The sequence below is a fragment of the Gilliamella sp. B2889 genome (assembly GCF_026536885.1).
Lineage (GTDB): Bacteria > Pseudomonadota > Gammaproteobacteria > Enterobacterales > Orbaceae > Gilliamella > Gilliamella apicola_E.
Window position 1 is genome coordinate 238732 of sequence record NZ_JAFNNF010000003.1, and the last position, 14152, is coordinate 252883.

10 protein-coding genes are annotated in these 14152 nt (G+C 32.1%); all 10 read left to right on the forward strand.

Features of this window, described 5'->3' with window-relative positions:
- The first annotated feature begins 408 nt into the window (after positions 1-408).
- The 10 genes from manD (at position 409) to lptA (ending at position 14151) form a co-directional block, all read left to right on the forward strand.
- Entirely contained in the window at positions 409-1623 is a 1215-nt protein-coding gene (gene manD / locus J3U09_RS06080) for a D-mannonate dehydratase ManD (protein ID WP_220225100.1), read from the forward strand.
- A gap of 15 nt (positions 1624-1638) precedes the next feature.
- Positions 1639-2655 carry a Zn-dependent oxidoreductase gene (locus J3U09_RS06085; RefSeq protein ID WP_267357520.1) on the forward strand — a complete coding sequence of 339 codons (1017 nt, stop codon included), beginning with the start codon at positions 1639-1641 and terminating at the stop codon, positions 2653-2655.
- Between the two features lie 57 nt (positions 2656-2712).
- Positions 2713-4065 (forward strand): MFS transporter, encoded by a 1353-nt coding sequence (locus J3U09_RS06090; protein WP_220225098.1) that lies wholly within the window; start codon positions 2713-2715, stop codon positions 4063-4065.
- Between the two features lie 12 nt (positions 4066-4077).
- Entirely contained in the window at positions 4078-5559 is a 1482-nt protein-coding gene (locus tag J3U09_RS06095) for a mannitol dehydrogenase family protein (RefSeq protein WP_267357522.1), read from the forward strand.
- Between the two features lie 132 nt (positions 5560-5691).
- Positions 5692-6375 (forward strand): GntR family transcriptional regulator, encoded by a 684-nt coding sequence (locus tag J3U09_RS06100; protein ID WP_220225096.1) that lies wholly within the window; start codon positions 5692-5694, stop codon positions 6373-6375.
- A 315-nt stretch (positions 6376-6690) separates the two neighbouring features.
- The gene (locus J3U09_RS06105; RefSeq protein ID WP_267357524.1) at positions 6691-8385 is read left to right on the forward strand and encodes a ShlB/FhaC/HecB family hemolysin secretion/activation protein; all 1695 of its coding nucleotides are present in this window, start codon (positions 6691-6693) and stop codon (positions 8383-8385) included.
- 775 nt (positions 8386-9160) lie between these two features.
- Positions 9161-12328 carry a filamentous hemagglutinin N-terminal domain-containing protein gene (locus tag J3U09_RS06110; protein WP_267357526.1) on the forward strand — a complete coding sequence of 1056 codons (3168 nt, stop codon included), beginning with the start codon at positions 9161-9163 and terminating at the stop codon, positions 12326-12328.
- A gap of 318 nt (positions 12329-12646) precedes the next feature.
- Entirely contained in the window at positions 12647-12925 is a 279-nt protein-coding gene (gene yccX / locus J3U09_RS06115; protein ID WP_267357528.1) for an acylphosphatase, read from the forward strand.
- A gap of 101 nt (positions 12926-13026) precedes the next feature.
- Entirely contained in the window at positions 13027-13593 is a 567-nt protein-coding gene (gene lptC / locus J3U09_RS06120; protein WP_267357530.1) for an LPS export ABC transporter periplasmic protein LptC, read from the forward strand.
- Between the two features lie 3 nt (positions 13594-13596).
- Entirely contained in the window at positions 13597-14151 is a 555-nt protein-coding gene (gene lptA, locus J3U09_RS06125; protein WP_267330076.1) for a lipopolysaccharide transport periplasmic protein LptA, read from the forward strand.
- Position 14152: the final 1 nt, after the last annotated feature.

A 14152-nucleotide genomic window follows, 5' to 3' on the forward strand; every position in this document is an offset into this window, starting at 1 on the left:
AATTATTTTAAAAAATGAAGGTTTGAAATGTGACAGATGATTCTATTATAAAAAGGGATATCACATAAAGCAGTTTATATATAAGCTTTCAAAAACCCCGTTCCTCAACTTTTTTTGAAATTTTGAGGAACGTATTTTCTCAATACAATTTAAGTAAAAATTTAGGGGATCGAAACCATCTATAACATTGGATGGTATATAAAATAAATGATATTCCACCGTCAATAATGCTCAAAGCATAACATATCCCTACTTAAACGTTTCTTTTAAAAAGCATATTAAAAACACTTTTTTCTTTGTCATATTTTTTCTTAATGTGATCTTACTCACAAAAATATACTAATCTACTTGTATGGTAGTATTTAATAAATTAATTTGTTGCTACAGAAATTATTTATGAGGTATTCAATGAAAATTGTAAAAGCAGAAGTTTTTGTTTGTAGTCCAGGAAGGAATTTTGTCACACTAAAAATAACGACAGATGACGGCGTATATGGAGTAGGTGATGCAACGCTCAATGGACGTGAACTTTCCGTCGCATCATATCTTAAAGATCATCTTTGCCCACAATTAATAGGGCGAGATGCCAGTCAAATAGAAGATATTTTCCAATATTTCTATAAAGGTGCCTATTGGCGTCGTGGACCTGTGACAATGTCAGCGATATCAGCCATAGATATGGCGTTATGGGATATCAAAGGTAAAGTTGCCAATATGCCACTTTATCAATTATTAGGTGGAGCTTCTCGTACCGGTGTAATGGTGTATTGCCACACCACAGGTAAAGATATTGAAGAAGCCTTAGATGATTATGCTAAACATAAAGAAATGGGCTTTAAGGCCATTCGAGTACAGTGTGGCATACCAGGAATGAAAACCACTTACGGTCAAAGTAAAGGTAAAAACTTAGCTTACGAACCAGCAACACGAGGTAACTATCCAGAAGAACAGTTTTGGGCAACAGACAAATATCTTGATTTCACACCAAAATTATTTGAGGCAGTGAGAAATAAATTTGGTTTTAACGAACATTTATTGCATGACATGCACCATCGTTTAACACCAATTGAAGCAGCTCGATTTGGTAAAAGTGTTGAAGACTATCGCCTATTTTGGATGGAAGACCCAACACCAGCTGAAAATCAAGAATGTTTCCGCTTAATTCGCCAACACACCGTAACACCAATTGCCGTAGGTGAAGTATTTAACAGTATTTGGGACTGTAAACAGTTAATTGAAGAACAGCTTATTGACTATATCCGAACCACAATAACCCATGCAGGCGGTATAACTCATATGCGTCGAATAGCTGATTTTGCGTCGCTTTATCAAGTTAGAACAGGCTCTCATGGCCCCTCAGATTTATCACCAATCTGTCATGCAGCTGCACTTCATTTTGATATGTGGGTACCTAACTTTGGTGTTCAAGAATTTATGGGTTACTCAGAGCAAATGCTAGAAGTCTTTTCACCAAACTGGACCTTTACTGATGGTTATATGCACCCAAGTGACAAACCAGGTTTAGGGATCGATTTTGATGAAAAACTAGCAGCTAAATATCCATACAACCCCGCTTATTTGCCAATTGCTCGTTTAGAAGATGGCACGTTGTGGAATTGGTAAATTGAGGGAGCTTATATGAAAAGTATCGTTGTAAAAAAACCTAATGAACTGGAAATCGAGGAACGTGAACTTCCTCAACCAGCTAAAGGTGATGTAAGAGTCAAAGTTAAACTAGCTGGCATCTGTGGTTCAGATAGTCATATTTATCGAGGGCACAACCCATTTGCAAAATACCCAAGAGTTATAGGACATGAATTTTTTGGTGTTATTGATGAAGTAGGTGAAGGAGTAGATCGATCAAGAATTGGTGAACGTGTTTCTGTCGATCCCGTCATTAGCTGTGGTTGTTGTTATCCTTGTTCAGTTGGCCGTCCCAATGTTTGTACATCTTTGACTGTTTTAGGCGTTCACCGTGATGGTGGATTTAGTCAATATACAACAGTGCCAAGCAAAAATGCCTATCCGATTCCAGATGACATTAGTAATGAATTTGCTGTAATGATTGAACCGTTTACTATTGCAGCGAATGCTACTAGTCATTTGAAACCAGCTGAAAATGATGTTGCTTTAATTTATGGTGCAGGTCCAATGGGACTAACATCAGTACAAGCGCTAAAAAATGTTTATAAAGTTAAACAAGTTATCGTTGTCGATCGAATTGATGAACGGTTGGCTATGGCACAAACCAGCGGTGCAGATAAAGTTATCAATAATACTAATCTATCACTGAAAAATGAATTAGAAAAACTTAATATTAAACCGACAATTATAATTGACGCTGCATGTCATCCTTCGATTTTGCCAGAAGCAATTTCTATTGCCTCCCCTGCAGCAAGGATCCTAATCATGGGCTTTTCAAGTGATCCTTGTGTAATTACTCAACAAGGGATAACCAGTAAAGAGTTATCTATTTTTTCTTCTCGATTAAATGCGAATAAGTTTCCAGTTGTTATCGATTGGTTAAAGAAAAAATTAATCGACCCCAAAAAGTTAATCACACATCAATTTGATTATACCCAAGTAATTCAAGCGATTGAAACTTTTGAAAAAGATCAGAAACATTGCTGCAAAGTTTTATTGACCTTTAATTAGCACTAAAAAAGTCTTGTGAAAAACCTTTTTAGATAAAATATTAAAAGAGAGAACAGTATGAATAATATAGGAAATAAGTGTGAGAGGGATACTTCGGATTTAGTTAAAGCTGCAGTATCAGGTTGGTTAGGAACAGCTTTAGAATTTATGGATTTTCAATTATATTCTTTAGGTGCTGCTTTAGTTTTTCATGAAATTTTCTTTCCAGAACAATCTGCTATTATGGCGTTGATTTTAGCAATGGGTACTTATGGTGCTGGTTATGTTGCACGAATCATTGGTGCCTTCGTTTTTGGTCGCATGGGTGATGCTATCGGTCGTAAAAAAGTTCTATTCATTACTATTACCATGATGGGGGTATGTACTACGTTAATTGGTGTACTACCAACTTATGCTCAAGTAGGTATTTTAGCGCCATTGATGTTGGTTATTTTACGTATAATTCAAGGATTAGGTGCCGGTGCTGAAATTTCTGGTGCAGGAACAATGCTCGCTGAATATGCACCGAAAGGGAAAAGAGGAGTAATTTCTTCATTAGTTGCAATGGGAACTAACTGTGGGACATTAAGTGCAACAGCAATATGGGCATTTATGTTCTTTTTATTAGATAAAGATCAATTAGTTGCATGGGGTTGGCGCATTCCATTTATAGCAAGTGTTATTGTTATGATTTTTGCAATTTGGTTAAGAATGAATTTAAAAGAAAGCCCTGTATTTGATGAGGTTAATGATACTAATACGCTAAAAAATGATAATGATGTTACAAAACATATCTCATTACTTGAAATGTTTAAAAGTAAATCATTTTGGTTAGCTACAGGATTACGTTTTGGTCAAGCAGGAAATTCTGGGCTAATCCAAACTTTCTTAGCGGGATATTTAGTGCAAGCATTATTATTTAATAAAAGTATTCCAACTGATGCAATTATGTTTAGTTCAATTGTCGGCTTCTTGACTATTCCTTTCTTAGGTTGGTTATCAGATAAGATTGGTCGAAAAATTCCTTATATAATACTAACATTGTCTGCAATTATACTAGCATACCCAATGTTATCTATCATTGTAGATATAAATCATTCTGTAAATACTATTACATTATGTTTGATTCTCATTCATAATATTGCAGTTTTAGGTTTATTTGCCCTAGAAAACATCACCATGGCCGAAATGTTCGGTGCTCGAAATCGATTCACCCAAATGGCAATATCTAAAGAAGCAGGTGGTTTAATTGCCGTAGGATTTGGCCCAATTCTGGCTGGAATTTTCTGTAAAATGGTAAATGATTGGTGGCCAATTGTGGCTATGATTATTGTTTACTCATGTATTGGTCTTATCTCGGCTATTCTTATGCCTGAGGTAAAAGATCGTGATTTAGCTGACTTACATGATGCGGCAGATAGTAAAAATTAAACGGAAGAAATAATGAGATTATCGAATCAAACTTTATCACAACTACCTAAAGAGGTAGTTGTTCCAACTTATGATAGAAGCAAAATTAAAACCAAAATTGTTCATCTTGGTTTTGGGGCATTTCATCGTGCTCATCAAGCTATTTATGCAGATATATTGGCTGCACAATATGATAGCGATTGGGGATATTGTGAAGTTAACTTGATAGGTGGTGAAGCACAAATTCAAGATTTAAAACAACAAGATTGTTTATTTAGTGTGTGTGAAATGTCTTATGACAACTGGAATACTCGTGTTGTAGGTATTGCAAAAGAAGCATTACATGCAGATGTTGATGGAATTCAGAAAGTCTTAGATGTGATGACTCGTCCAGAAATTGCAATTGTGTCAATCACTGTAACCGAAAAAGGTTATTGCTATCTACCATCAACGGCATCAATTGATACTAATAATCCATTGATTATTCATGATATAACTAATCCACATACACCCAAATCTGTTCCTGGTGTCATTGTAGAAGCCCTACGTTTACGTAAAGAGCAAGGTTTAAAACCTTTTACAGTTATGTCTTGTGACAATATGCCAGAAAATGGACATGTTACTCGTAATGTTGTGTTAGCCTTGGCTAAGCAGCGCGATGAAAGTTTAGCGCAATGGATTGAGGAAAATGTTACTTTCCCATCAACAATGGTTGATCGAATTGTACCCGCTGCAACGCCAGAAACAATGGCTAAAATAAAAAAACAACTTGGTGGTATTGATGATCCGGCAGGTATTGCTGGTGAACCATTTAGACAATGGGTGATTGAAGATAATTTTGTGGCTGGTCGTCCAGAGTGGCAAAAAGCAGGAGCAGAATTAGTTAATGATGTACTGCCTTATGAAGAGATGAAATTGCGTATGTTAAATGGTAGCCATTCATTTTTCGCTTATTTAGGTTATTTAGCTGGTTATATGCATATTGATGAATGTATGCAAGATCCTAATTATGTTAAAGCAGCTAGGCATTTAATGTTAAATGAGCAAGCAACTACATTACGGGTGAAAAATGTTGATTTGTCAGCTTATGCTGATTCATTACTAGATCGATATCGCAACACCGGTTTAAAACATCGTACATGGCAAATCGCAATGGATGGAACATTAAAGCTTCCTCAACGTATGCTTGATTCTGTTAGATATCATTTGGCTAATGGTACACCATTTGATTGTTTAGCTTTAGGTATTGCAGCTTGGATGCGTTATGTTAGTGGCGTGGATGATAGTGGTAACGTTATTGAAGTTTGCGATCCAGCAGCTGAGAAATTAAAAGAGTTGGTTTTAAATAGTTCTGATAATCAAGATCGAGTTAATGCGCTGTTATCTTTAAAACATGTTTTTGGAGAGGATCTACCCCAAAATCCATTGTTTATTGCACAGGTAACTAAAGCTTATCATTCTTTAAGAGACATAGGAGCGAAAGAGACAGTTAAACAAATAACTCAAAATTTTTAATTCCACTAATTAATAAGCAAAGTGCAATCATCTTTAGATGATTGCACTTTTATTATTAAATAAAAAACTTTTCTTATATTCAAAAATCCCCTATATTCTCTTTTCTTGTAATTTGTTTTTTGAAAGTAATATATGTTCAAATCTGAAGCGTTAACTATCTCAGAACCTGTTAATCAACAAATATATCGCCAATTAAGAAAGGCCATTATCACTTGCCGAGTATTACCAGGTGTTTTATTGTCTGAAAAAGACATTTCGGGTCAATTTAATGTTTCACGCCAACCAGTTCGTGAAGCTTTTATTAAACTAGCAGAAGCTGGATTGGTCCAAATTCTTCCACAACGTGGCACCTTTGTAAGTAAAATATCTGTTAAAAAAGTAATTGATGGTCAATTTATTCGTGATGCTGTTGAGTGTGCAATTATTAAACGCGCAGCACAAGAAATTAATGATTCAGATCTTTTATTACTTGAAAAAAATTTAAAAGAACAAATTGAAGCTAACAAACATAAAGATATTGGTTATTTTCTTGAAAAAGATGATGAATTTCATCAGATTATAATGAATGTTGTTGATTGTCCCATGGCATGGGACACCGTCGAAAATATCAAAGCAATGATGGACAGGGTCAGATACCTTACTTTAGAAGATATATCCCCACCAGAAGATCTAGTTAAACAGCATGAAAAAATTGTTATTGCATTAAAAAAGCATGATCCAGAAATGGCAATACTTGCACTTCATGAGCATTTATCAACTATATTAAAAACGATAAAAATAGTATCACAACAGCATAATGAATGGTTTGTTGATTAATTTTTTATATTTCAAAGGCGATAAACATTATATATTTTCATTATCATTTTTTCTTAAATAAAAATAAATAAAATTTAGTTTTTTTCATTGTGTGCTAATTTAAGAAATATTCATCAATGTTTTTATATATCTAAATATCGCTGATTGCCTCAAAAAAGAAGAGTTATTTAACTTTTCTTATTGATGAATTGATGTTTTTAAACTTTATTTTTTTGTATCATAATTTTTGATTAATTCTTTTTATAGACTAAATCATGTAATCGTTTTAACATATGACAGCACAAAAGCATAAATATTATAATTTTGGTAAAGAAAATGATGAATGTCAGGAAGTTATCAGTTATTGTAGTAGGCTTTATTCTTGTTGGTTATGTTGAGGCAGATTCGCAAGTAACCAATCAAAATCAAAAAGTTAGTGACAAACAGCTAATTTATCAACAGGAACGGCAAAAAGCAGCGGAAGAAGCGCTATCCCCCAAAACGCCTGATGTTAATTTATTATCCCCATTAAAGAAAATTAATAATATTGATTTTCCAGAAGAAAAATTATGTTTCCCGATTGCTCATGTTAAGTTATTAGAAAAAGAAACTTTACCTTTTTATGTTCCATTAAGTCCTTTAACAAAGCAAGCCGAAGGGCGTTGTTTAGGTACTCAAGGTCTGAATTTATTGATGACCGAATTGCAAAACCAACTTATTAATTATGGCTTTATTACTACTCGTGTGGTTGCTCCACAACAAGATTTATCACAGGGTACTTTCACTCTATTAATCTTAAAGGGGTCAGTAAAAAGTATACACTATTCAAAAGATAGTGATACCTATGCAAATTTGTATACCAGTATTCCTTTAAGAAGTGGTGAATTACTTAATTTACGATCACTTGAACAAGGTTTAGAGAATTTACAAAGAATTCCTACTGTAGATGCTAAAATCGAGTTAATCCCTGGTGCTAAAGAAGGGGAAACCGAAATTGTTATAAAACGCAATCAATCAAAGTTTTGGCGGGTAGGAATGTCTGTAGATAACTCAGGCACTAAAGATACGGGACGTTATTTAGGTGGATTAACTTTCTATCTAGATAATCCTCTTGGATTTAGCGACTCATTTTATGTTTCTGGTGACCATGATCTTGAAAATAAAGACAAATATGGCAACCGGGATTATTATTTTTCATATTCAATCCCCTATGGATATTGGATGTTTGATGCTTTAATTTATGGCAATACTTATCACCAAAATATCCCCGGTATTGTAGATTATCAATATAAAGGTCGAAGTAAAAATTATAATTTTAAAGTTAGCCGGGTATTGCACCGTAGTTCAACACAAAAAACAACATTAAGTTATGGTATTAATTTAAGACAATCTCACAACTTTATGAATGACCTTGAACTTGAAAATCAGCGCCGGAAAACAACTAATTGGAAATTAGGGTTACAACATCGTCATTATATTAACGATATGACTTTAGATGTTGATGTCTGGTATCAAAAAGGAGTTCGTTGGTTCGGTGCAGAAAAAGCTCGAGAAGAAGAAATAAATATAGCTAGTGCGTTGACTAATATTTTCAAGTTTGATATTTCATTTTATGCTCCATTTAATCTAGGTAATCAGAATTTTGCTTATAGTGTTGATTATAATGGTCAAATGACACGAGGTAATAAATTAACACCGCCTGATCGATTTTCGATCGGAAGTCGTTGGACTGTTAGAGGATTTGATGGCGAGCAAATGTTGACGGCTGATAATGGCTGGTATCTGCGTAATGATTTGATTTGGCAAATGCCTATAAGGCAACAATTATATTTTGGCTTAGATGCTGGGCAAGTAAGTGGGCGAAATTCAGAACGGTTGAGCGGTAAACGGCTTGTTGGTTCAGCACTTGGTATACGGGGGCAACAATTTAATGTCTATTATGATGTATTTGCTGGAGTGCCATTGCACAAACCGAATAATTTTAAAACAAATCATTTAACAGTTGCCTTTTATTTAAATTGGACTTACTAGTATTTCAGTTTCTTTATTTGTAATAAATTTTTACCAAAAAAAACTCTATAATAAAAAATTGTTGATAAACTAAGGATTAGTTAGAAAACAAATAAAAATTATGTATATAAATAATGAAAAAATCTTTTATCTTATGTTATATTGAGTATTATTATAATATAAGCAATAGCTTTATAAGCTTTTGTTAAGAGATACACCACAATTTATCAAGAATTAATTGAGTTTTTAATTATCATTTTGTAGTAAAAAGTTTTTGTGATTTTTAATATTTATTAATGTCAGTAACGTAATACAACTTAGTAATATGGTTTTATGGTATGAGTAATATTAAAAAGGAGACTTTTTATTGATCACATTTAATTTGTCTTCAATAAATGGCTATTAATTTTTAATTTGCCTGTTTGGATGCTACATATCCTTTCCCCTTTTTAAATAAAGTAAGTACATTTGATGCTTTGGTTTTTCTTTGAATATCTTATAGATAATTTAAATAACTCTTTCATAACAATAAATTGGATTTAATGGTAGCTAGGAAAATGGATTATATTTTATAGTTAAAGTTAAGTTTGTAGTAAAAGTAGTTCTCTAAAAATATAGTTTTATTTATTGGTTATAAAAGATAAATAAATCATATTGTTATAAGTTGTAAATAACTAATTATTTGCAATTTATTTTGTGGTAGATATTAATCGTTGTAAATAAATCGTTTTTATTGGAAATAATAACTTTTTGTTTAGACATTTGAATAACAAAATAAGATGAAAGGCGAAATACTATGAATAAAAATTTTTATCGGATTATTTTTAATCAAGCTCGTGGATTATTTATTGTGGTGTCTGAAATTGTTAAATCACATCAAGCTATTTCAGGTAAGAGTCAAAGAAAAAAAGATACGAATACTCAAGCGGATATTATAGGTAAGAAAAAAGCAGTTTTAAAACCTATAGTTTTCTTATCTTATGTTGTTTTAGGTATGGTAAGTGTTGTTAGTAATAGTTATGCAGGTGGTGTCGTTGTAGATCCTAGTGCAGGAAAAAATCAAAGACCTAATGTTCAAGAATTAAATAATGGTACGACACAAGTTGATATCGTATCTCCAACTAAAGGCGGTATATCACATAACAAATTTACACAATTTGATGTATCAAAAGATGGTTTGATTCTTAATAACTCACTCACCGATACAAATACCGAGTTAGCAGGAAATATTAATGGGAATAAAGGATTAAAAAATAATGCAAGAGTCATTTTAAATGAAGTAAATTCTAATAATCCAAGTCAACTACTTGGCTCTATTGAAGTAGCGGGTCAAAAAGCTCAAGTGGTTATTGCTAATGCTGCGGGTATTACTTGTAATGGTTGCGGTTTTATTAATGCTGATCGTACAACATTAACTACAGGTAAGCCGATCATGGAAGATGGCGAATTAAAAGGTTACGATGTCCGACAAGGTAAAATTGAAATCCAAGGTGATGGTTTACGTAGTGGCGGTCAAAATTATACTGATTTAATTTCTCGTTCAGTTTCAATTAATGCAAAGTTATGGGCAGATAATGAAGTCAATATTGTAACAGGCAAAAATAAAGTCAGTGCTGATTTAAGTAAGGTTGAAAGACAAGGTGCGGATTCTAATTCAGATAAACCTGAATTTGCGCTTGATGTTTCCGCATTAGGTGGAATGTATGCCGGTAAAATTACTATGGTAGGTACAGAAAATGGTGTAGGTGTACGTAATCAAGGTAAAATATATACCAACGCTGGTTCTATCAATATTACTACTGATGGTAAAGTTGTTAATGAAAATATAATAGATGCTGTTGGTGATGTAAGTTTGAGAAGTAAAGGTAATGCTATCGAAAATAATGGAAAAATAAAAAGTTTAAATAAGAATATATCATTAGCTAGTTATCACGAAATCAAAAATAATGGCACATTACAGGCAAGAGAAAATGTTAATTTTTCATCAGGGAGTTGGACTGGTAATAATGGTGTAATTACTGCAGGTAAAACGGTAACAGCTCAAGGTAATGAATTTAATAATGGTTTTGGGGCAACAATTGACGCTCAAGATGTTGATGTTACAAGTTATGTAACTAAAAATACTGGTGATATGAAAGTAAAAAATAGAATTGATATTAAGTCTGAACTTACCCAAAATCAAGGTAATATGTCAGCTGATAATGAAGTTCATATTGCTAGTAAAGAAATTATAAACGATTACGGTGGTTCTATTTCAGCCAAACACATACTTTTACAAGGTGATAAATTATTTAACAGAAGTAAAGCTCATGCTTCAGAAGACCTTACTGTTCACGTGTTAGATGTTACCAATTCAGGAGAACTTTCGAGCGACAAGCAAGTATCAGTAGTAAGTAATATTTTTGAAACCAATAATTCAGCTGGTCTTGTTAAGGGTGAGAATGTTCAATTTAAAGCTGATAAACTGGTTAATAAAGGCGTGATATACTCAAATAATAATTTGAATATTTTGACTCATGAATTTGGAAACCAAAAAGATATAATTGCCGGCAATCAATTAAACATAAAATCTGAATCATTAATAAATGATTGGTACGGAAATATAGTTGCAAACAATGCTGATATTAATGCAATTAAATTAATTAATTATGGAAAAATTGAGCCAATTGAAAATCTGGAATTAGAAGTCGATTACCTTGAAAATATTGGAAAATTACAGGCAAAACAAGACTTAAAAGGCTATGTATTAACACTACACAATAGAGATGGAGCTACTATAGAAGGTAGAAATGTTAATTTAGAAGGTGATACTTTAGATAATAAAGGTCAAATTCGTGCAGAAAATGTATTGGACCTTGCGTTTAAAAAAATTGATAACTACGCCAAAATTTTTGCAAAAAATCAAGTTAACTTGAATACGGAATATTTAAATAATGATCATGGTTCATCAATTGAATCCGACCATATTGTTAAAATTCAAGCACATGATTTCCAAAATCGTTCACAAATAAAATCAGCTGATCTTATTGAAATTAAAGCCAAGAAAGAGTTTAACAATAGACGTTATACTACAGAAGATGGCACTAAAGTGATTGGTACACTCAATAGTGGTGATATCAAAATTAATACTGAAAGTGGTGTCAATACTGGTGAAATAATAGCGTCTAAAAAAGCTATCATTTTTGGAGATAGTTTCAAAAATGATTGGTATGGAGTAATTAAAGGTGGTGATATTACGATAAGTGGTAATAAATTCGATAATTATGGTAGTGCACGAGCAGAACATAATTTCTATATTAATTCAACTGATGTTATGAATGCTTCAAATTTGTTATCTAGAGAATACCTTACAATTAACTCTACCAATTTTACAAACAACTCAACAGGTATTTTAAAATCCGATAAGCAAATTGATTTGAGAGGTGATAATATCCTAAATAATGGTTTGATAGATACTATCAAGGCTGTTATTAATGCAAAAAACTTCAAAAATGATTGGCTTGGCGTAATTAAGGGTGCTGATATTTCCATAGCAGGTGATAAATTTGAAAATTATGGTAATGCAAATGCTCTTCATAATTTCGATATTAGTTCAACCGATGTTGAGAATCATAACAAATTATATTCAGCTAACTATCTAAGATTTGATTCAAACAATGTCAAAAATTACAGATCAGGTGAATTAAGCTCAAATTGGCAAATTGATATAAAGGGAAATCAAATACACAATGAAGGATCAATTTTAGCTAATCACGCTATTAATATTAATGGTAAAAACATCAAAAATGATGGCAAATTGAAATCAAACATACATATTAGATTATCAGGTGATAAATTTGAAAATTCAAGTCAGGGTAGTATGATTACAGAAACAATACATGGCAATATGGTTGAATTTATCAATAAAGGCTATATGCAAGGCGATTTTGTTGATAACAATCAAAATACAATAATTGAAAATTAATCATTTTAATTGAATTTCAAAAACATTACTTAAATAAAATAAGATCCTAGTTTATTTATCCTGTTTTAAGGCAAAATAATCTAGGATCTTTTTTATGTGTTTTATGCAACCTTACTTTTACTTAATTAGTATTGATGGTTGAAAATTAAATAAACTAGAAGCCATATTATCAATTTCACTCAAAAGAAAATCAGCCTGATAGATTACTAATGTTTTAAATAATTTAATAAATTTTAACCAAAATATTAATATTAGTGTTTAATTAAAACGATAACTGATTTAGGCTAATAGGTAAACTTGAATTATTTAGGTTATATGATGATAAAACAAATTAAAATACAGGTTAGTGGAAGAGTTCAAGGTGTTGGATTTCGATTTTTTACTTATCAGGAAGCAAAAAAACTTAATTTATCAGGTTACGTCAAAAATTTAGATAATGGTGATGTTGAAATTATCGCACTTGGCGAAAGTAAACAGATAGATTCACTAGTCAATTGGCTTAATTCTGGAGGACCAACTTCAGCAAAAATTTCAAATATTAAAATTATTCAAATGGTACCCCAAAATGATTTAACTTCTTTTAATGTTAGATATTAATTTACTAAAAAATAAAGTAAAATAAGGCAAATTTTGGGTGATTTGTAATAAAGGTCTACTTTTATTAGTGATTAACTTTATTTACATAATTAACGTAAACTATGAATAAAAAAAATTTAATCTGTATCCTACTACTTATTCTGATAATTGGTATTTATTCTGTTTACCAAACAGAAGATAGTGTTTCGGTCGCACCATCAAACGCAAATTCGCCTGATACACCCATTTATCAAAGTGATGAGATGATAACCAATATCTATGATTTATCAGGCACTATGGTATATAAAATTGCATCAAGCAAAGTAAAACATTTTGATAGCAATGAAAATACAGATTTTGATTTACCTAATGTCACGCTTTACGATCAGGAACATGCCGCGACTTGGCATATTCAAGCAAAACGTGCAACATTGACTAATGATAAATTAATCTACCTTTATCAAGATGTACAATTAACAAATTTATCACCTGATTCACAATTACAGCAAGTATTGACAGATAACGCAGTGGTCGATTTAAAAACACAACTTGTCACATCAAATGATCCTGTAAAAATAAAAGGGATTGGCTTTTTATCGACGGGGACAGGGTTAGTTGGCGATTTAAGAGAAAAGACGGCAAATATACTTGAGAATATAAAAACCTATTATAATACTGAGGCACAATAAAAAATGAGATTGAGAAAACAAGCAATTTATCCATTATTTTTTATGTTATATGTATCATTTGCTTGTTTTGCAAATGAGCCTAATTTTGAAGCGTCTTCCCCTCAAAAAGATCAAAAGATGGTTGTTAATGATAAACCTATTACAATTGATGCAGATAACCAACAAATCGATATTGAAAAAAATATTATTACCTTTAGTGGTAATGTACAGATTGTTCAGGAAGGTCTTACCATTTGGGCTGATAAGGTTGTTATAACCGATATGCAAGACTCTACCAAACAAAAAATTACTGGATATGGTAACCCTGTAAGATATAAGCAAATTATGCCTAAAAATAATAAAGTTGTAACAGGTCATTCATCACAAGTTATTTATGATGTGAAAGAAAGTAATATTGTACTACAAGGTGATGCGGAGCTTATTCAGCAAGATAACCGTATAAAAAGTCCGATCATTACTTATGATGTCAAAAAACAACGAATACTTGCGCAGCCGGGTAATTCAGGACGGGTGAAATCTACTATCATCCCAAGTCAAGTTAAAGAGATGAATAAATAAA